Origin of the sequence: Neorhizobium tomejilense (assembly GCF_964254135.1) — a bacterium.
GTDB classification, from domain to species: domain Bacteria; phylum Pseudomonadota; class Alphaproteobacteria; order Rhizobiales; family Rhizobiaceae; genus Neorhizobium; species Neorhizobium tomejilense.
This window is the reverse complement of sequence record NZ_CAXUSO020000001.1, coordinates 1,923,083-1,942,462: the sequence shown is the minus strand read 5'-3', so window position 1 is coordinate 1,942,462 and position 19,380 is coordinate 1,923,083. Positions and strand designations below refer to the sequence as shown.

Here is a 19,380-nt window from a genome sequence, read left to right as displayed (position 1 = left end):
AAAATGCGATGGATTTTGCCCATTTGGCAAGGTGACGAGGGCGGAAAAGCGTCCTATATGAACGGCAAAACAAGGACACGGCCATGACAGGACTATCCCGCACCAGCGCGGATCTCGACCCGCGCCGCAGGCGCATCCTCTATCGCTGCTGGCATCGAGGCATCCGGGAAATGGACCTGGTTCTCGGGAGTTTTGCGGAATCCGAGATCGGCAAGCTCGGAGAAGCCGAACTCGACGAATTCGAAGCGATCATGGGCGAGGACGACCACGACCTGCATGCCTGGATCACCGGGGCTCAAACTTTGCCCGAGCACAGGAAGACGCCGCTTTTCGCGCGCGTCGCTGCCTATAACCCGGATTTCGATCCCGTCACCAAGGCTTCCCTGGAAGCAAGGCTCGGGCACAAGATATGAATTCTGGCCCGATGATTCCCGGATTCGACGCGAAGAAGATCGCCGCGGCGCAAACCCCGCTGACCATAGGCAACGTGCCGCCGGGCATGGAGCCGCTGATCCTTGCCGAGCTCGCCCGCGCCGGCCAGGCGGTCGCCTATGTCATGTCGGACGGCCAGCGCATGTTCGATCTGGACCAGATGCTGACCTTCGTGGCGCCGGAAATCCCGGTCCTGACTTTGCCTGCCTGGGATTGTCTTCCCTATGACCGCGTTTCCCCGAGCGCCGATGTCTCCGCCCGCCGGCTGGCGGCCCTCTCCGGGCTGATCTCGCATGCCAAGAAGCCGCATGCGGCGATCGTGCTCGTCACCGTCAATGCGATGCTGCAGAAGATCGCTCCTGCCGAGATCATCGAAAGCCTCGCCTTCTCGGCCAAACCCGGCAACCAGATCCGCATGGACGACATCGCCGCGCGGCTCGAGCGCAACGGGTTCGAGCGTGTCGCGACGGTTCGTGAAGTCGGCGAATTCGCCGTGCGCGGCGGCATTCTCGATGTCTTCGTGCCGGGCACGGAGGAGCCGGTACGCCTCGATTTCTTCGGCGACACGCTGGAATCGATCCGCTCGTTTGACCCCGCCAGCCAGCGCACCACCGGCCAGGCGCGTGCCCTCGACCTCAATCCGATGAGCGAGGTGACGCTGACGCCGGACACGATCAGCCGCTTCCGCAAGAACTATCTCTCCCTCTTCGGCGCCGCGACCCGCGACGACGCTCTCTATCAGGCAGTCTCGGAAGGCCGACGTTACCCCGGCATGGAACACTGGCTGCCGCTGTTCTACGACGGTCTCGAAACCGCCTTTGACTACTTCAAGGGTTTTCGGATCGTCACCGACCACACGGCTCGCGAAGCGGCCGGCGAGCGTTCGAAACTGGTGCTCGATTATTACGAGGCGCGGCGCGACAGCGGCACCCAGGGCAAGGGTGCGGCCGCCCAGGCGGCGCCCTACAAGCCGGTTTCACCGGGTCAGCTCTACCTCGAAAGCAAAGCCTTTGCCGCAGCGCTTGACGCCGTCAACGCGGTGCGCCTGACGCCGTTCAACGAGATGGACGCGGAAGGTCGCCGGGTGGTGACTCTGGATGCGCATGCCGGCCCGCGCTGGGCGAAAAACCAGACGGAGGAAAAGGACCGCGACGAACGGGTCAACGTCTTCGACCTTGTCGTCAAGCATATCGCCGACAAGCGCGCCGAGGGCGCCAAGGTTCTTGTCACCGGCTGGTCCGCCGGCTCGCTCGACCGGCTGCTGCAGGTGCTCGACGAGCGCGGGCTGAAGCGCATCAACCAGATCGACAAGCTTGCCGATCTCGACAAGCTGGAAAAAGGCGAGACGGCTTCTGCGGTCCTCAGCCTGGAGGCCGGTTTCGAGACGGGCAATATCGTCGTCATCGGCGAACAGGACATTCTCGGCGACCGCATGGTCCGCCGCGGCAAGCGCCGCAAGCGCGGCGCCAATTTCCTGACCGAAGTCGCCGGCCTCGACGAAGGTTCGCTGGTCGTCCATGCGGAGCATGGCATCGGGAAATTCGTCGGCCTGGTGACGATCGAGGCCGCCGGCGCGCCGCGCGCCTGCCTCGAGCTCCACTATGCCGACCAGGCAAAACTCTTCCTGCCGGTCGAGAATATCGATCTTCTGTCGCGCTACGGCTCGGATGCGGCGGAAGCCCAGCTCGACAGGCTTGGCGGCGGCGCCTGGCAGGCCCGCAAGGCGAAGCTCAAGAAACGCCTGCTCGATATGGCGGACGCGCTGATCCGCATCGCGGCCACCCGCATCACCCGCCGCGCGCCGGTGCTCACCACGCCGGAAGGGCTCTACGACGAATTCGCCGCCCGCTTCCCCTATGACGAGACCGAGGATCAGGCGAACGCCATCGATTCCGTGCGTGATGATCTTGGCGCCGGTCGGCCGATGGACCGCCTCGTCTGCGGCGACGTCGGTTTCGGCAAGACGGAAGTCGCGTTGCGTGCCGCTTTCTTCGCGGCGATGAACGGCGCGCAGGTCGCGGTCGTCGTGCCGACCACGCTTCTCTCCCGCCAGCACTTCAAGACGTTTCGCGAGCGTTTTCGCGGTCTGCCGATCAAGGTCGAGCAGGCCTCGCGGCTGGTGCCCGCCAAGGAACTCGCCCAGACCAAGAAGGACATTGCCGACGGCAAAGTCGACATCGTCGTCGGCACCCATGCGCTGCTTGGCGCCGGCATCCAGTTCGCCAATCTCGGCCTGCTGATCATCGACGAGGAGCAGCATTTCGGCGTCAAGCACAAGGAACGGCTGAAGGAGCTGAAGAGCGACGTGCATGTCCTGACGCTTTCGGCAACGCCGATCCCGCGCACGCTGCAGCTCGCCATGACGGGTGTACGCGAACTGTCGCTGATTACCACGCCGCCGGTTGACCGCATGGCGGTCCGCACCTTCATCTCGCCCTTCGATCCGCTGGTCATCCGCGAAACGCTGATGCGCGAACATTATCGCGGCGGCCAGAGTTTCTACGTCTGCCCGCGGCTGGCGGACCTGCCGGAAATCCAGACTTTCCTCCAGTCGGACGTGCCGGAACTGAAGGTCGCGGTTGCCCATGGCCAGATGGCGGCAGGCGAGCTCGAAGACATCATGAATGCCTTCTACGACGGCAAATACGATGTGCTTCTGTCGACCACGATCGTCGAATCCGGCCTCGACGTGCCGACCGCCAATACGCTGATCGTCCACCGCGCCGACATGTTCGGCCTGGCGCAGCTCTATCAGCTCCGCGGCCGTGTCGGCCGTTCCAAGGTGCGCGCCTTCGCGCTCTTCACACTGCCGGTCAACAAGCAGTTGACGACCACCGCCGAGCGCCGCCTGAAAGTGCTGCAATCGCTCGACACGCTTGGTGCCGGCTTCCAGCTCGCCAGCCACGACCTCGACATCCGCGGCGCCGGCAATCTGCTCGGCGAGGAACAGTCCGGCCATATCAAGGAAGTCGGTTTCGAGCTCTACCAGCAGATGCTGGAGGAAGCCGTGGCGGAGGTGAAGGGCGACGACGAGATCACCGATACCGGCTGGTCGCCGCAGATTTCCGTCGGCATCACAGTGATGATCCCGGAAAGCTACGTGCCGGACCTGCACCTGCGCATGGGCCTTTACCGCCGTCTCGGCGAAGTCACGGACCTGTCCGAGATCGACGGTTTCGGCGCGGAAATGGTCGACCGTTTTGGCCCGATGCCGGTCGAGGTGCAGAACCTGTTGAAGGTGGTCTACATCAAGTCGCTGTGCCGCAAGGCCAATGTCGAGAAGCTCGACGCCGGCCCCAAGGGTATCGTCGTCACCTTCCGCGACAAACAGTTCCCGAACCCGGCCAATCTTGTCGGTTATATCGCCAAGCAGGGGACGCTCGCCAAGATCCGCCCGGACCACAGCGTCTTCCTCACCCGCGACCTGCCGTCCCCCGAAAAGCGGCTGACGGCCGCCGCCCAGGTGATGACCCAGTTCGCGGAATTGGCTAAATCGTGATCATGTGTCGGATTTGTTGTCGGGGACGGTAACGACGGCGGCTTGCTGATCCGTCGCGACGGACGCGGGCAGGCGCACGTCGCGTGCCCGCTCGCGGGCGAGCGTCAGGAGGCCGGAGCCGATGATCAGCACGATGCCGATCAACATCGGCAGGTCGACTTTGTCGCCGAAGACGAGATAACCGAACAGGATGGCCCAGAGCATCTGGCTGTATTGGGTCGGCCCGATCACGGCGGCGGGCGCGTAATTGGCGGCATACATCAGCCAGACGGTGGCAAGTGCCCCCAGCAGGCCGTATCCGGCAAGCATGGCCCATTGCGGAAGGGTCGGCCAGTGGAAGTCCGGGATCATCAGGATGCCGAGGATGACGAGAACGCCAAGCACCCCGGCGCCATAAAGCGAGATGTGCTTCTCGGACGGCCCGACGGCGCGATAGACGATGATCGAGATCGCCCCGGAAAATCCGGCAAAAACCGCGCCGACATGCCCGATCGAAAGCTCGCGGAAACCGGGGCGCAATATGACCAGAACGCCGACGAAGCCGATGATCACGGCGCTCCAGCGCCGGATGCCGACCGTCTCCTTGAGGAACAGCACCGACATGATCGTCACGAAGGACGGCAGCAGGAAGATCAGCGCGAAGGCTTCCGCCATCGACAGATAGGTGAAGGCCGCGACACTGCCGATCGTCCCCACGGCCGCGGAGAAGAAGCGCAGGACCCATAACGGCCGGTTGGTGCTTCTCACCACGTCGAGCCAGCTGTCCCCCGGCTTCATGAGATAGGGAAAACCGGCCAGCATGAAGACGGCGCCGAAAAAGCCCATTTCATAGGGCGTCAGCGCGCCCTCGATCATCTTGACGCTGGCATCGCTCCAGGAATAGGCGGCAAACGAGGCGAAGGCGAGAAGGACGCCTTTCGGGGTCTGGTCGGTACGCAAGCGGTCGGTCCGTTCTCAGATCATGCCCTTGCGGGCTTCCGCCTTCAGCTTGGCGATTTCGCGCAGCGCATTGGCAAGCACATCCGGCGTCTGCGCGCCGCTGACCGCGTATTGTCCGTCGATGATGAAGAACGGCACGCCAGTCACGCCCATCTTCTGGGCCGCCTCGATCTCCCCAAGGACGGTGTCCTTGTCGGCGTCGCTTGCCAGAAGGTTCTCGATGACCTTGCGGTCCAGGCCCGACTTTTCGGCGATATCGGCCAGCACGGCGTGGTCGCCGACATTGCGGCCTTCCTCGAAATTCGCCTTGAACAGGGCGGTCGCGACCTTGTCCTGAATTTGACGATCCTCTACGATTGCCCAATGCAGCAGGCGATGGGCATCGAGCGTGTTGGGCCCGATCTTGATCGCCTCGAAATCATACTTGATGCCAACCTCTTCGCCGAGCTTCTTCAGCATCTCGTGGGCGCGTTCGACGGCATCCCTGCCGCCGAGCTTGGCGGCAAGGTCGGCCTGATGGTCGACGCCCTCGGGCGGATGGTCCGGATTGAGCCGATAAGGGCGCCAGTTGATATCAAAGCCGATCTCGTCCTGCACCTCGGCGACCGCCAGTTCCATCCTTGCCTTGCCGAGGTAACACCAGGGGCAGACGATATCCGAAACGATGTCGATGGTTACGCGCTCCATGGCGGCGTCCTTTCTTCGGTAACCGGAAGACCGGATTATTGCGCCCGCTTGTCCCACCAGGTGTTGAGCTGGTAGCCATAGAGCGGGAGCTTTTCCGGATAACCGATATGCTTGCGACGCGCCACCCACTGATCGGGGATATGATAGAGCGGAACGAGATAGTGACCGGAAATCAGCATCCGGTCGTAAGCCCGCACCGCGGCCTCGAAATCCTCCTTGCTGCGAACGGTCAGCATGGTCTCGATCAGCTTGTCGAGATCGGGGTCCGCAGTGCCGGCAAAATTGAAACTGCCGTCGCGATTGCGGGAATCCGATCCCCAGCGCCCGGCCTGTTCGATGCCCGGCGACAGTGACGCGGGATAGGATTTGACGATCATGTCATAGTCGAAATTGCCGGAGCGGGCCTGGTACTGGGCATCGTCGACGGTGCGGATCGACATGTCGACGCCGATCATTTTCAGCGTCCGCTGATAGGCGATCGCGAGCTTTTCCTGGTCCTGGGTCTGGGTCATGACCTCGAAGGTCAACGGCCTGCCCGAAGCGTCCGTCATCCTGCCGTTCTTGATCGCATAACCGCCCTTCCTGAGAAGATCGACCGCATCGCGCAAAACCTTGCGATCCGCACCGGAAGCGTCGGTCTTCGGCAGATGATAACTGCCGTCGAGCACCGCCGGCTCGATCCTGCCCTTGATGGCTCCGAGGATCTTGAGCTCCCGTTCGTCCGCCGGCTTGCCGAGCGAGGAGAGGGGCGAATTCTGCCAGAAGCTTTCCGTGCGGGTATAGGCGCCCTCGAAGAGGTTCTTGTTGGCCCATTCGAAATCGAAGGCGAGCGACAGGCCGGCGCGCACGTTGACGTCGGCGAAGAGCGCTCTTCTCGTATTGAACACGAAACCGAGCATGCCGGTCGGCAGCTGCGGCTTGAACGCATCCTTGATCACGTCGCCGTTCTGGACCGCCGGGAAATCATAGGCCCGCGCCCAATGTGTCGGGCTGCCATCGGGATAGATGTCGATCGCGCCCTTCTTGAAGGCCTCGAACAACGTGTTGTCCTGCAGGAAATATTCGACGCTGATCTGGTCGTAATTGTCGAAACCCACCTTGGCCGGAATATCCTTGCCCCAGTAACCCGGATCCCGTTCATAAACGATGCGTTCTCCGGGCGAAATGGATTTGATCCGGTAAGGGCCGGAGCCGACCGGCGGCTTCAGCGTCGACTGATCGAAGGTGACTGGATCGGTCGCGTGTTTCGGCAGGATCGGGGTGCCGGTGGCGAGAATCAGGGGAAATTCACGGTCGGCCTTTTCGTTGAAGGTCAGACGGACGCCGTGTTCGCCGACCTTCTCCATTTTCGCGACGGGCGCCAATCGGGACGAGAACGGAATGCGGGCCTTGTCGCGCAACAGTTCGAACGAAAAGATCACATCATCCGGGGTCACCGGTTGGCCATCCGACCATTTCGCCTTCGGATTGAGATTGAACTGGATGAAGGTCCGGTCGTCATTCCATTCGACGCTCTCGGCCAGCAGCCCATAAAGTGTGAACGGCTCGTCGCTGGAACGGGTCATCAGCGATTCGAAGATAAGATTGCCGAAAGCCGGGTCCCAGATGCCGCGCGCCGAGGTGCGCATGCTTTTCAGGATGAACGGATTGAGGCTGTCGAACGTGCCGACGACGCCATAGGTTACACGCCCGCCCTTCTTCACGTCCGGGTTCACGTAAGGGAAATGTTTGTAGTCGGGGCCGAGCGCCGGACTGCCGTGCATGGCTATCCCGTGCACCGGTTCGGCAAGGGCCGGGGTGCCGATAAGAAGCGCGGCGATGAGGGGAAGAAAGCGTCGCATGGGACCCATGGCGGTGAAATCCTCGCTGATTCGCCTGCAAAATAGCGCATGCCATGAGGCCAACCAACCGTCGCCATGTGCAAAAGAGTGATCGCCGACGTTAACTCCTTGTCAAAAAATACGAAAGAGGGACTGGATATCGATGTCCGCCCGATGTAACAGGTTGGCCACACGGGCGGGTCATTCAATTGCCTCATTTGACCGACAGGTCACAGGCAGTAGGACACCCCGAGGGAGTTGACGGCGTCTGCCGTACCCAGCGGATTTCAGGAGACGGATCTCGTTATGATGCTTAAGGCAACCCAAGTTCTGCGGACGGCGATGTCCGCTCTCGCTCTTTCGGCCGGCGCAGCAGCGCTGCCGGTCGCAGCCCTTGCACAGGATGCTCCGGCCGCGGCCGCTCCTGGTGCACCGCCGCTCGGCTGGTTCAAGACCTGCACCAAGCAGGACGACAGCGATCTCTGCGTCGTGCAGAACATCATTGCCGCCCAGAACGGCCAGCTCATCACCGCCGTCGGCCTGATCACGGTGGAAGGCAAGGTCAACCGCAAGATCATGCAGGTTTCGGTCCCGACCGCGCGGCTCGTGCCGCCCGGCATCGTCATGCAGATCGACGGCGGCAAGGGCCAGAAGCTCGATTACATCGTTTGCCTTCCGGACAAGTGCACCGCCGAAGTGCCGCTGACCGACGCCATGATCGCCAGCCTCAAGAAGGGCGGCGAGGTGGTCTTCACGTCGATCAACTTCCGCCGCGCTCCGAACCCGATCAAGGTTCCGCTCACCGGCTTCACCGGCGTATTCGACGGTCCGGCCATGCCGCAGGAACAGATCGCTCAAAGCCAGCGCAGCCTCGAAGAAGGCATGCAGCGCAAGGCGGAAGAGACCCGCAAGAAGCTGGAAGACGCCCAGAATTCTGCAAAGCAGGGTCAGTAAGTTCCAGTCGGAACCAAACAGCTTAAAGCCCGGCCAAGCGCCGGGCTTTCTGATTCCGGACATGAAAAAAGCGCCGACAGAATGCCGACGCCTTTCCGGGTCTTGCGAATTCGGGTTAGTGGGCCAGTATGATCTTGGGCTTCAACTGACCGGATGGGCCGCGATCGAAGATCTGGTAGACCTGCGGATTGCGCAGCGGGGCATCGTTTTCGTCGTGTTCCAGGTTCTGCTCCGAGACATAGGCGACATACTCCGTCTCGTCATTCTCCGCGAGGAGATGATAGAAGGGCTGGTCCTTGTTCGGCCGGATTTCCGCGGGAATGGAATTCCACCATTCTTCCGTATTTGCGAATTCCGGATCCACATCGAACACGACGCCCCGGAACGGAAAGACCTTGTGGCGGACCACTTCTCCGATGGTAAATTTAGCGTGGCGTTGTTTCATGGTGCGATGTCCTTTCGCATCCTAATGTGGGAATAAAATTCTCCGACATCAAGAGATTAATGCAGACCGGCCCGCTTCGTTCCACGGGATAGACTTAAGACTTAGTCAGCCTCCGCGGCCGGGTCGTCGCCAGAACTATGCCGCCGAGCACTAGAACGATGCCGACCGCGTGATAGCTTTCAAAAGTCTCGCCGAGGAATATCACCGCCATGACGATAGAGACCGGCGGCATCATGTAAAGCGTCACTCCCGCCGTCGCCGGACCAAATATCCTCACCGTATGCTGAAAGCAATAAAACGCTGCAAGCGAGGCAAACAGGATGATGCCGGCAATCTTCGACCAGGCTGAAAACGTCGTCGGCAGCAGTCCGCCATGGAAGAATTCCCAGAGCGCCGGGGGCAGCAGGGGGAGCGACCCGGAAAAGCCGATCAGCGCGAACAGCGTGAATGGCCGGATCGCCTGGGCCGCCGGGCGGCGCAGCAGGAGCGAATAGATCGCAAAGGCGATCGCCGCCACGAGCATGCCGAGGTCGCCGACATTGAAATTCATGTGCGCCAGGGCGCCGACGTCGCCACGCAGCACGATCGCCGCCACGCCGGCGAATGCGACCGCCATGCCCAGAAGCTCGCGGCCGCCGATCCGGCGGCCGGAAAACTGCCATTCGAAAAGGATGATGAACAGCGATGAGGTCGTGTAGATCAGCGTCGCATTCGATGCCGTCGTCAGCGTCAGCGCCCAATAGACGAAGCCGCCGCTGATGCCGATGCTCAGGAAACCCAGCCACAACCAAAGCCAGGTATGCCGGCGCACAAAGGTCCAGGCAGCCGCCCAGTCGAGATACAGCAGCGGCACGATGATCAGCGTTGCTCCGGCCCAGCGGATGAAGGCGGTGATGAACGGCCCGATCTCGCCGATCACGCCGCGTCCGAAGATCAGGTTGCTGGAAAAGAACACCGGCACGAGCGCGAAGATCACCCAGTCGATCGGGCGCGGTTGTGGAGAGTTGGGGGAGGTCATCGGCACACCGGCAATGGAGGCGCAAGCCACAAGGCTCGGCGAAATGGAAAACGGCGGGCTTGCGGCCCGCCGTTCTTAACGCAGCCAAGCGCGGAAATCGCGCCCAGTCGGATCAGGCCGAATAGTACATGTCGAACTCGACCGGATGCGGCGTCATTTCGAAGCGCATGACTTCCACCATCTTGAGCTCGATATAAGCGTCGATCTGGTCGTCGTCGAAGACGCCGCCGGCGGTCAGGAACTTGCGGTCGCGATCGAGGTTTTCGAGGGCTTCGCGCAGAGAACCGCAGACGGTCGGGATCTTCTTCAGTTCCTTCGGCGGCAGGTCGTAGAGATCCTTGTCCATGGCCTTGCCGGGATGGATCTTGTTCTTGATGCCGTCGAGGCCGGCCATCAGCATGGCAGCAAAGGCAAGATAGGGGTTTGCCAGCGGATCCGGGAAGCGGACTTCGACGCGCTTCGACTTCGGTCCTGTGCCGAAGGGAATGCGGCACGAAGCCGAGCGGTTGCGAGCCGAGTAAGCGAGCAGAACCGGCGCTTCATAACCCGGGACGAGACGCTTGTAGGAATTCGTCGTCGGGTTGGTGAAGGCGTTGATCGCCTTGGCATGTTTGATGATGCCGCCGATATAGAAGAGGCAGCTCTCGGAAAGGCCGGCATATTCGTCGCCGGCGAAAGTCGGCTTGCCGTCCTTCCAGATCGACTGGTGCACGTGCATGCCCGAGCCGTTGTCGCCGAAGATCGGCTTCGGCATGAAGGTCGCGGTCTTGCCATAGGCATTGGCGACCTGGTGCACGACATACTTGTAGATCTGGATCTTGTCGGCGTTGCGCACCAGCGTGTCGAACTTGACGCCGAGCTCGTGCTGGGCGGAAGCCACTTCGTGGTGATGCTTTTCGACGACCACGCCCATTTCGGCGAGCACGGTCAGCATTTCGGAGCGCATGTCCTGCAGGCTGTCGACCGGCGGAACCGGGAAGTAGCCGCCCTTGACGCGGGGGCGGTGGCCAAGGTTGCCGGTCTCGTAGTCCGTGTCGTCGTTCGACGGCAGTTCGGACGAGTCGAGCTTGAAGCCCGTGTTGTAAGGGTCGGCCTTGTACTTGACGTCGTCGAACACGAAGAATTCCGGCTCGGGGCCGACAAATACCGTATCGCCGATGCCCGATGCCTTGAGATAGGCTTCGGCCTTCTTGGCGGTGCCGCGCGGATCGCGGTTATAGGCTTCGCCGGAAATCGGATCGAGGATGTCGCAGAAGATGACCATGGTCGACTGGGCGAAGAACGGATCCATGTGGACCGTCGCCGGGTCGGGCATCAGCACCATGTCCGACTCGTTGATGGCCTTCCAGCCGCCGATCGAGGAACCGTCGAACATGACGCCATCGGCGAACATGTCCTCATCGACGCAGACGACGTCCATGGTGACATGCTGCAGCTTGCCCTTGGGGTCGGTAAAGCGCAGGTCCACGAACTTGACGTCGTTTTCCTTGATTTGTTTCATGATTTCGCTTGCGCTCGTCATATGGCCTCCTCGATGTACGATGACGATGAAACCCCGGCCTTTGGCCCTAGGGCGTTTATTGGGGGCGTTTAGATGGCGTCCACGCCCGTTTCACCGGTGCGGATGCGGATGACTTCCTCCACATTGGAAACGAATATCTTGCCGTCTCCAATCCGTCCAGTCTGTGCCGCATTGCGGATGGCTTCAATGACGGCATCCGCGTTCTCGTCCGCCAGGACGACCTCAACTTTGACCTTCGGCAGAAAATCGACGACGTACTCCGCGCCGCGATAGAGCTCGGTATGGCCCTTCTGGCGGCCAAAGCCCTTGGCTTCGGTCACTGTGATCCCCTGCAAACCGACTTCCTGAAGGGCTTCCTTCACTTCGTCGAGCTTGAAAGGCTTGATGATCGCTTCGATCTTTTTCATGAGAAACTATATCTCCGCTTCTCTCTTGAAGCAGGCCGTTACCCGCTCGCACATGCCAATGCAGTTATCGTGCCAAACTCGGACGACACTTTCAAAAAAATAATGCGGTTTTGCCCTAATTCCCTACAAAACAGCAGCTTCAGTGACAAAATTGCTTCCGTTTTTCTCACAATTGGTGCGTTGCGGCACAAGAATCGGAGTTTTTTGAAGTTTTTCCTCTAGTTAAGCATTGTCGAATATACTGCGAGTGCGGATGTAAATTTAGGCATTTGCACAATTTTTTGCCTATTTGACGGGCCAGACGGCGCTTGTTTTCTGATCATCTTTCCGTTCAATTGCGCCTATGGATGCTTCGCTTGTCTCATTGCTTCTGACACCCGACGAGATGGCAGCGGCGGACGCCGCCTCTGCCCGATCCGGCATTCCGCCGTTCGCTCTGATGGAGCGGGCAGGGCAGGCGGTTGCGGCGGCCGCACTCCGGCAATTTCCCGGCGCCTTGCGTTTTGTCGTGCTCTGCGGCCCCGGAAACAATGGCGGCGACGGATATGTGGCGGCCCGCGCGCTTGACCAAGCCGGCGCGTCCGTTCGCGTCTATCATCTCGGCGACCCGCAGAAGCTGAAGGGAGATGCCAGGCAGGCGCGCGAGCTCTGCGGCCTGCCGTCTGAACCGCTCCAGGCCTATCGGCCGATGGCGGGGCACGTGGTGGTCGATGCGCTATTCGGCGCCGGCCTGACGCGTGACGTGCCCGACATTGTCGCGGATCTGATCCGCTGGGTTGGCGAGGCGCGGATACCGGTTATCGCCGTCGACCTGCCTTCCGGTCTCTGCGGAAGGCGTGGCGTACCGCTCGGCGCCGCCTTCCAGGCCGCCCATACGGTCACCTTCATGACCCGAAAGCCGGGCCACCTGCTGCTGCCGGGCAGGTCTCTCTGCGGTGACGTCGAGGTTTTCGATATCGGCATTCCGGCCCGCATTATCCGTGAGGTTGCCGGCGAGACGAGGGAAAACGGACCGGAATTGTGGCGCAGCCTCTTGGTCGAGCCGGGAAGCGAAACCCATAAATACCGCCGCGGCCATCTGGCCGTGTTTTCCGGGGAGGCGGGCAAGACCGGCGCGGCTCGGCTTTCGGCGACGGCGGGCCTGAAGGCAGGGGCAGGGCTGGTGACCGTCGGTTCGCCGAGCGCTGGCATGCCGGTCAATGCAGCCTCGCTGACTGCGATCATGCTGCATCCGGTCGATACGGTGAAAGATCTGAAAAACTGGCTCGGTTCGGCAAAACTCGCCGCCTTCGTGCTCGGACCGGGATTTGGCATCGGCAAGAAAGCGAGGCAGTTCGCGCTGGCGCTGAAAGATCGCCCGTTGGTGCTCGATGCCGACGGGATCACCTCCTTCAAGGAAAAGCCCTCGGACCTGTTCGATGCCTTTGCCGGCGGGGAGCCCCACCTGGTGCTGACCCCGCACGAGGGCGAATTCGCCCGCCTGTTTCCTGACATCGCCGCGGATGACAACCTGAGCAAGATGGAAAAGGCGGTGGCGGCTTCCGCCCGCGCCCATGCCGCCATTGTCTACAAGGGCGCCGATACGGTGATCGCCAGCCCCGATGGACGCGCCTATATCAATACCAACGGACCGCCGTGGCTCGCGACTGCCGGTTCCGGCGACGTTCTGGCCGGCATGATCGGCGCATTGCTCGCCCAAGGCATGCCCGCCTTCGAGGCAGCCGCGGCAGGCGTCTACCTGCATGGCGAAGCCAGCAAGCGGGCGGGCAGGGGCATGACGGCCGAAGATCTCGCCGTCCATGCCGGCATCTTCCTGGATCCCTAGCTTCGGCTTTCCAGGAGTTCGCGCATCGCCATCGCGCCATAGGGCGCGTTCACCTTGCCCTCGTGGATGAAGAAGGCGAAGACGTCGCGCGGCTCCTTCTTCGGCTTGTGTTTGTCATCGACCAGAGGCAGGTCGTCCGGCACGCTGCCTTCCGCCCAGGTTTCCAGCCTTTTCGCCCAAGCTTTCATATCCTCTTCCGCATAACAGGTCTTGATATCGTCCGACCCCTTCTGCAGGCGCGCGTAGACGAAATCCGCAGTCACATCCGCGATCATCGGATAGTCGAAATGATCGGCACAGACGGGCGCGATGTTGTATTCCGTAAGCAGCGCGATGAATTCCGGCACCTTGAACGTGTCGTTGCGGACCTCGACCACATGGGTCAGCTTCAGCCCGTCCAGCTTGTTCGGTAGCAGTTTCAGGAAGGCCTCGAAATCATCCGCCTCGAACTTCTTGGTCGGCGCGAACTGCCAGAGCAATGGGCCGAGATGGTCGCCAAGCTCGGTCAGGCCCTGGGTCAGGAATTTCTCGATCGACTCCCCCGCTTCGGCCAGGACCTTGCGGTTGGTGGTGAAGCGGCTCGCCTTCAGAGAAAAGATGAAGCCGTCCGGCACTTCCGATGCCCATTTGGCGAAGGTCTCGGGCTTTTGCGACCCGTAATAGGTGCCGTTGACCTCGATGACCTTCAGTTTGCTGGCTGCGTATTCGAGCTGCTTCTTTTTCGCCAGTTTTTCAGGATAGAACGTGCCTTCCCACGGCTCGAAGGTCCAGCCGCCGATGCCCGTGCGTATTGTGCCGGCTTTGGTCATGAATTGCCTCCCTTGTGCGGAGGTTCACTCCGCCGCTTCCACCTTCTTCATCGGCCGCCGCTCCAGCAGTTCCTTCAGGAAGTGGCCGGTATAGGACCGCTTTTCCTTGACGATCTGCTCGGGCGTGCCGGCCGCGATCACTTCGCCGCCACCGGTGCCGCCTTCCGGGCCGATATCGATGATCCAGTCGGCCGTCTTGATGACCTCGAGATTGTGTTCGATAACCACCACGGAATTGCCCTGGTTCACCAGTTCCTGCAGCATTTCCAGAAGTTTGGCGACGTCGTGGAAATGCAGGCCGGTCGTCGGCTCGTCGAGGATATAAAGCGTGCGCCCCGTCGAACGTTTCGACAGTTCCTTGGCTAGCTTGACGCGCTGCGCCTCGCCACCCGAAAGCGTATTGGCCTGCTGGCCCACCTTGATATAGCCGAGGCCGACATCGAAAAGCGATTGCAGCTTGTCGCGAACCGCCGGCACTGCCGAGAAGAACTCGACGCCCTCCTCGACTGTCATGTCGAGCACATCGGCGATCGACTTGCCCTTGAAGGTGACGTCGAGCGTCTCGCGATTGTAGCGCTTGCCGTGGCAGACGTCGCAGGTGACGTAGACGTCCGGCAGGAAGTGCATCTCGATCTTGATGACGCCGTCGCCCTGGCAGGCTTCGCAGCGACCGCCCTTGACGTTGAACGAGAAACGGCCCGGCTGGTAGCCGCGGGCTTTTGCCTCCGGCAGGCCGGCAAACCAGTCGCGGATCGGCGTGAAGGCGCCGGTATAGGTGGCGGGGTTTGAACGCGGCGTCCGCCCGATTGGTGACTGGTCGATATCGATCACCTTGTCGATATGTTCAAAACCGTCGATCCTGTCGTGTTCGGCCGGGATTTCGCGGGCGCCCATGACGCGGCGCGCGGCGGATTTGTAAAGCGTCTCGATCAGGAAGGTCGACTTGCCGCCGCCGGACACACCTGTCACTGCGGTGAACACGCCGAGCGGAATGGCGGCCGTGACATTCTTGAGGTTGTTGCCGCGGGCGCCAAAAACCTTGATCTCCTTGCCCTTCTTCGGTTTGCGGCGCTCCGCCGGTACCGGCACGCCGAGCTCGCCCGACAGATATTTGCCGGTCAGCGATTTCGGATTGGCCATCACCTCGTTGGGCGTGCCTTCGGCCACCACCTGTCCGCCATGGATGCCGGCTGCCGGGCCGATATCGACCACGTAGTCGGCACTCATGATCGCGTCTTCGTCATGCTCGACGACAATCACCGTATTGCCGATGTCGCGCAGGTGTTTCAGTGTATCGAGCAGGCGGGCATTGTCGCGCTGGTGCAGGCCGATCGACGGCTCGTCGAGAACGTAGAGTACGCCGGTCAGGCCGGAGCCGATCTGCGAGGCAAGCCTGATGCGCTGGCTTTCGCCGCCGGAGAGGGTGCCGGAATTGCGCGACAGGCTGAGATAATCAAGGCCGACATCGTTCAGGAACCGCAGGCGTTCGCGGATCTCTTTCAGAATGCGGACCGCGATCTCATTCTGCTTGGCGTTCAACTGTTCCGGCAGCACCTCGAACCAGTCACGCGCGATCCGGATCGACATCTCGGTGACCTGGCCGATATGCAGCTTGTTGATCTTTACGGCGAGTGCCTCCGGCTTCAGGCGATAGCCGTTGCAGGCCGGGCAGGGGGCTGCCGACATGTAGCGTTCGATCTCCTCGCGCGCCCAGGCAGAATCGGTTTCCTTCCAGCGGCGTTCGAGGTTCGGCACGATGCCTTCGAAATTCTTGACCGTCTTGTAGGAGCGGGCGCCATCGGCATAGTGGAATTCGATCTTTTCCTCGGTGCCCTCGAGGATGGCTTTCTGCGCCTCCGCCGAAAGCTCGTTCCAGCGGCTCGACAGCTTGAAATCGAAAACCTTGCCCAGTGCTTCGAGCGTCTGATTGTAATAGGGCGACGTGGATTTCGCCCATGGCGCAATCGCGCCGTCGCGGAGCGTCCGGGCAGGTTCCGGCACGATCAGCGCTTCATCCACCTTCTGCTGCGAGCCGAGACCGTCGCAGGTCGGGCAGGCGCCAAAAGGATTGTTGAACGAAAACAGCCGCGGCTCGATTTCCGAAATGGTAAATCCGGAAACGGGGCAGGCGAACTTTTCAGAAAACAGCACCCGTTCGTGCGTCTCGTTGAGGGATTTGTTGGCGGACCCGCCCGCCGAAGTCTCCTCCGGCGGCAGCGGCTTGTCGGCGAATTCGGCGACGGCCAGCCCATCGGCAAGTTTCAACGAGGTTTCGAGACTGTCGGCCAAACGCGCGGCAATATCGGAGCGGACCACGAGCCGGTCCACGACGATATCGATATCGTGCTTGTATTTCTTGTCGAGCGCCGGAACGTCGGCGATCTCGTAAAACTGGCCGTCGACCTTGACGCGCTGGAACCCCTTTTTCATCAGGTCGGCGAGTTCTTTTTTATACTCGCCTTTGCGCCCGCGGATCATTGGTGCCAGAATATAAAGACGCGTGCCTTCCTCGAAGGCTAGGATGCGGTCGACCATCTGGCTGACCGTCTGGCTTTCGATCGGCAGGCCGGTCGCCGGCGAATAGGGCACCCCGACGCGCGCAAAAAGCAGGCGCATATAATCGTAGATTTCGGTGACCGTGCCGACCGTCGAGCGCGGATTGCGCGACGTCGTCTTCTGCTCGATCGAGATCGCCGGCGAAAGCCCGTCGATCTGGTCGACATCCGGCTTCTGCATCATTTCCAGGAACTGGCGCGCATAGGCCGAAAGGCTTTCGACGTAACGCCGCTGGCCCTCCGCATAGATCGTGTCGAAGGCGAGCGACGACTTGCCCGAACCGGACAGGCCGGTCATGACGATCAGCGAATTGCGGGGCAAATCGAGATCGATGCCCTTCAAATTATGCTCGCGCGCACCACGTATGGAAATGCTCTTCAGTTCGCTCATCTTCATGCTCTCGGGAGGATCGAAGGCCCTTATGTAGTGATTGATCCACGACTGTCGAGACGAAACTGCTGCCATGCAACGCCGTTCCCGAGTCGGTTGACAGCACTATAGGAATAAAATAGAACAAATAAAGAACAAATTGCCTGTGGATTAAAGATCGCAAAAACCCAATGGCTCGGCCCGATGAGCTAGAGTGTCGCGATTGATTTTTGGTGCCGTTACCGGGCGGCAGATGAGGTGATGAATATGGCTGGTAGTGTGAACAAGGTAATCCTGGTGGGGAATGTGGGGGCTGATCCTGAAATCCGCCGGACGCAGGACGGCCGGCCGATCGCCAACCTTCGCATCGCCACGTCCGAAACCTGGCGCGATCGCAACAATGGCGAACGTCGCGAGAAGACCGAATGGCATACCGTCGTCGTCTTCAACGAAGGTCTCTGCAAGGTCGTCGAGCAATACGTGAAGAAGGGCGCCAAGCTCTATATCGAAGGCGCGCTGCAGACCCGCAAGTGGCAGGACCAGACCGGCAACGACCGCTATTCGACGGAAATCGTGCTTCAGGGCTTCAACTCGACGCTGACCATGCTGGATGGCCGCGGCGAGGGCGGCGGTGACCGTGCTGGTTTCGGCGGCGGTGGCGGCAATCGTGTCGGCAGCGATTTCGGCGGCAACGATTTTGGCGGCGGCGACGATTACGAGCGCCGGCCCGCTGCGGGCGGCACGAGCCGCGGCGCTCCGTCCTCCGGCGGTCAGCCGGCCGGCGGCAATTTCTCGCGCGATCTCGATGACGACATCCCATTTTGATCGGTCGGTCGGCATCGATTTATAAAACGGCAGCTGCCTGAATTATCGATCAGGCGGCCGCCTTGTCGGCGAGCATCGCGACCAGGACGTCCGATTGCGAGAGAATGCCGACCAGTTTGTTGTTCTCCCGGGTTACCGGCAGGTAGTGCAGCCCTTCCTCGGCGAAGATGACGATAGCGTCTGCGATCGGCGTGGCCGGGCCAACCGTCCTGACAGGCGCTGTCATGATGTCCTTGACCGTGTCGTTCGGTGCGCTGGCCCCCGACAGGACGAGGCGCACACGCTGGGCAAAACCGATTTTCGGCCGGCCTCTCGTCCAGTTCGCCTTGTCGAGAAAATCTGTCTGGGTGACGATGCCAACCACTTCCGCCCTGTCGTTGGTAACCGGCAGGGCCTTGAAATGGTGGGCGCGCATCAGGTCGTGCGCCTCCTTCAGGGTATTGTCGGGTGCGACCGCCACCACATCGCGCGACATGATGCTGGCGCAATCGAGATGGCCGGCGCGCCGGCGGTATGAGCGCAATTCCGTCCGCCGCAGGATCGTTTCGAGGTCGTCGCGGTCGATGTCGAGGAATTGGTCGTATTCTTTGAGGACATCGTCGAGGTCGGCGGAGGTAAAGCCGATCCGCTGGATCGAGGCCGGATCGGTCGTGCCGTGATCGGCCGCCGGCTTGGCCGCGTGCGGGTATCGACGGCCCGTCAGATTGTTGAAGGCCAGCGCGAGCAGCAGCAGGGCCAGCGAATTGCCGGCGACGGGCCAGATCACGAAACCATATCCGAGTTGGTGGATGGCCGGCCCACCCAGCACCGCGGTCAACGCGATCGCCCCGCTCGGGGGATGCAGGCAGCGAAGCGTCATCATCGCGGCGATGGCAACGGCGATTGCCACCGCCGAGGCCAGGAAGGGGTCGGGTATCAAAAGCGCGGCAGTCACGCCGACAAGAGCGGCGACGATATTGCCGCCAAGGATCGACCACGGCTGTGCGAGCGGGCTGGAAGGCACCGCAAACAACAGCACGGCCGAAGCCCCCATGGGGGCGACCAGTGCCGGAAGCGTTGCATCTGCCTTCAAAGCCAGGCTTCCCAGCAGTCCCGTCACCAGAATGCCCACGAGCGCGCCAAGTGCGGCACGCAATCTTTCCTTGGGGCTGACGGGGGTGGCTTCCGGCAGGAGCCGGCGCAACATGCGGCGCATCATGGAGACCTTCGAGTGAGGTGAGATGAATCGCGTTTTAGCAGAAAATTCCGCTCTGTCGCCCAGGTCTTACCTAAC

General features: G+C 61.4%; 15 protein-coding genes. 5 read left to right on the top strand and 10 right to left on the bottom strand.

Annotated elements, in window-relative coordinates; translation table 11 throughout:
• Nucleotides 1–83 precede the first annotated feature (83 nt).
• A complete protein-coding gene (locus ACSQ3G_RS10045; RefSeq protein ID WP_105415773.1) occupies nt 84–413 on the top strand; it encodes an FAD assembly factor SdhE in 330 nt (109 codons plus the stop codon).
• A gap of 11 nt (nt 414–424) precedes the next feature.
• Nucleotides 425–3,931, top strand: a complete 3,507-nt coding sequence (mfd, locus tag ACSQ3G_RS10040) for a transcription-repair coupling factor (RefSeq protein ID WP_436109917.1) — start codon at nt 425–427, stop codon at nt 3,929–3,931.
• Here mfd and ACSQ3G_RS10035 read toward each other — a convergent pair whose 3' ends face one another.
• From ACSQ3G_RS10035 to ACSQ3G_RS10025, 3 genes are read right to left on the bottom strand one after another with little or no spacing between them, the layout of a single operon-like run.
• Complete coding sequence (locus tag ACSQ3G_RS10035) at nt 3,932–4,870, bottom strand: DMT family transporter (RefSeq protein ID WP_436109916.1); 939 nt, start codon at nt 4,868–4,870, stop codon at nt 3,932–3,934.
• Between the two features lie 15 nt (nt 4,871–4,885).
• Nucleotides 4,886–5,557 (bottom strand): DsbA family oxidoreductase, encoded by a 672-nt coding sequence (locus tag ACSQ3G_RS10030; protein WP_436109915.1) that lies wholly within the window; start codon nt 5,555–5,557, stop codon nt 4,886–4,888.
• A gap of 35 nt (nt 5,558–5,592) precedes the next feature.
• The gene (locus ACSQ3G_RS10025; RefSeq protein ID WP_436109914.1) at nt 5,593–7,407 is read right to left on the bottom strand and encodes an extracellular solute-binding protein; all 1,815 of its coding nucleotides are present in this window, start codon (nt 7,405–7,407) and stop codon (nt 5,593–5,595) included.
• A 276-nt stretch (nt 7,408–7,683) separates the two neighbouring features.
• Between ACSQ3G_RS10025 and ACSQ3G_RS10020 the strand changes: the two genes are divergently transcribed.
• Nucleotides 7,684–8,331, top strand: coding sequence for an invasion associated locus B family protein (locus tag ACSQ3G_RS10020; protein ID WP_037087005.1), 648 nt, complete (start codon nt 7,684–7,686; stop codon nt 8,329–8,331).
• Nucleotides 8,332–8,446: 115 nt separating this feature from the next.
• Here the strand turns inward: ACSQ3G_RS10020 and hspQ are convergent, their stop codons facing one another.
• The 4 genes from hspQ to ACSQ3G_RS10000 form a co-directional block, all read right to left on the bottom strand.
• Nucleotides 8,447–8,776 carry a heat shock protein HspQ gene (hspQ, locus tag ACSQ3G_RS10015; RefSeq protein WP_046667651.1) on the bottom strand — a complete coding sequence of 110 codons (330 nt, stop codon included), beginning with the start codon at nt 8,774–8,776 and terminating at the stop codon, nt 8,447–8,449.
• A gap of 94 nt (nt 8,777–8,870) precedes the next feature.
• On the bottom strand, nt 8,871–9,794 hold the full coding sequence (locus tag ACSQ3G_RS10010; RefSeq protein WP_436109913.1) for a DMT family transporter: 924 nt from the start codon (nt 9,792–9,794) through the stop codon (nt 8,871–8,873).
• Between the two features lie 112 nt (nt 9,795–9,906).
• Nucleotides 9,907–11,316 (bottom strand): type I glutamate--ammonia ligase, encoded by a 1,410-nt coding sequence (gene glnA / locus ACSQ3G_RS10005; protein WP_037087011.1) that lies wholly within the window; start codon nt 11,314–11,316, stop codon nt 9,907–9,909.
• A gap of 68 nt (nt 11,317–11,384) precedes the next feature.
• A complete protein-coding gene (locus ACSQ3G_RS10000; protein WP_007753933.1) occupies nt 11,385–11,723 on the bottom strand; it encodes a P-II family nitrogen regulator in 339 nt (112 codons plus the stop codon).
• Nucleotides 11,724–12,066: 343 nt separating this feature from the next.
• Between ACSQ3G_RS10000 and ACSQ3G_RS09995 the strand changes: the two genes are divergently transcribed.
• On the top strand, nt 12,067–13,548 hold the full coding sequence (locus ACSQ3G_RS09995; RefSeq protein WP_436109912.1) for an NAD(P)H-hydrate dehydratase: 1,482 nt from the start codon (nt 12,067–12,069) through the stop codon (nt 13,546–13,548).
• Here ACSQ3G_RS09995 and ACSQ3G_RS09990 read toward each other — a convergent pair.
• Both ACSQ3G_RS09990 and uvrA read right to left on the bottom strand, forming a co-directional pair.
• On the bottom strand, nt 13,545–14,357 hold the full coding sequence (locus ACSQ3G_RS09990) for a DUF72 domain-containing protein (protein ID WP_436109911.1): 813 nt from the start codon (nt 14,355–14,357) through the stop codon (nt 13,545–13,547). The two genes, ACSQ3G_RS09995 and ACSQ3G_RS09990, sit on opposite strands and share 4 nt — an antisense overlap.
• A gap of 24 nt (nt 14,358–14,381) precedes the next feature.
• Complete coding sequence (uvrA, locus tag ACSQ3G_RS09985) at nt 14,382–17,303, bottom strand: excinuclease ABC subunit UvrA (protein WP_105415785.1); 2,922 nt, start codon at nt 17,301–17,303, stop codon at nt 14,382–14,384.
• A gap of 246 nt (nt 17,304–17,549) precedes the next feature.
• Here uvrA and ACSQ3G_RS09980 point away from each other — a divergent pair, with 246 nt between their 5' ends.
• Nucleotides 17,550–18,107 (top strand): single-stranded DNA-binding protein, encoded by a 558-nt coding sequence (locus ACSQ3G_RS09980; protein WP_436109910.1) that lies wholly within the window; start codon nt 17,550–17,552, stop codon nt 18,105–18,107.
• 49 nt (nt 18,108–18,156) lie between these two features.
• Here the strand turns inward: ACSQ3G_RS09980 and ACSQ3G_RS09975 are convergent, their stop codons facing one another.
• The gene (locus ACSQ3G_RS09975) at nt 18,157–19,302 is read right to left on the bottom strand and encodes an HPP family protein (RefSeq protein WP_436111697.1); all 1,146 of its coding nucleotides are present in this window, start codon (nt 19,300–19,302) and stop codon (nt 18,157–18,159) included.
• Between the last annotated feature and the right edge of the window lie 78 nt (nt 19,303–19,380).

Coding starts and splice junctions, on each gene's coding strand:
- ACSQ3G_RS10045 (WP_105415773.1), top strand. CDS start 84: ATGACAGGACTATCCCGCACCAGCGCGGATCTCGACCCGCGCCGCAGG.
- mfd (WP_436109917.1), top strand. CDS start 425: ATGATTCCCGGATTCGACGCGAAGAAGATCGCCGCGGCGCAAACCCCG.
- ACSQ3G_RS10030 (WP_436109915.1), bottom strand. CDS start 5,557: ATGGAGCGCGTAACCATCGACATCGTTTCGGATATCGTCTGCCCCTGG.
- ACSQ3G_RS10025 (WP_436109914.1), bottom strand. CDS start 7,407: ATGGGTCCCATGCGACGCTTTCTTCCCCTCATCGCCGCGCTTCTTATC.
- ACSQ3G_RS10020 (WP_037087005.1), top strand. CDS start 7,684: ATGATGCTTAAGGCAACCCAAGTTCTGCGGACGGCGATGTCCGCTCTC.
- hspQ (WP_046667651.1), bottom strand. CDS start 8,776: ATGAAACAACGCCACGCTAAATTTACCATCGGAGAAGTGGTCCGCCAC.
- ACSQ3G_RS10010 (WP_436109913.1), bottom strand. CDS start 9,794: ATGACCTCCCCCAACTCTCCACAACCGCGCCCGATCGACTGGGTGATC.
- glnA (WP_037087011.1), bottom strand. CDS start 11,316: ATGACGAGCGCAAGCGAAATCATGAAACAAATCAAGGAAAACGACGTC.
- ACSQ3G_RS10000 (WP_007753933.1), bottom strand. CDS start 11,723: ATGAAAAAGATCGAAGCGATCATCAAGCCTTTCAAGCTCGACGAAGTG.
- ACSQ3G_RS09995 (WP_436109912.1), top strand. CDS start 12,067: ATGGATGCTTCGCTTGTCTCATTGCTTCTGACACCCGACGAGATGGCA.
- ACSQ3G_RS09990 (WP_436109911.1), bottom strand. CDS start 14,357: ATGACCAAAGCCGGCACAATACGCACGGGCATCGGCGGCTGGACCTTC.
- uvrA (WP_105415785.1), bottom strand. CDS start 17,303: ATGAGCGAACTGAAGAGCATTTCCATACGTGGTGCGCGCGAGCATAAT.
- ACSQ3G_RS09980 (WP_436109910.1), top strand. CDS start 17,550: ATGGCTGGTAGTGTGAACAAGGTAATCCTGGTGGGGAATGTGGGGGCT.
- ACSQ3G_RS09975 (WP_436111697.1), bottom strand. CDS start 19,302: ATGCGCCGCATGTTGCGCCGGCTCCTGCCGGAAGCCACCCCCGTCAGC.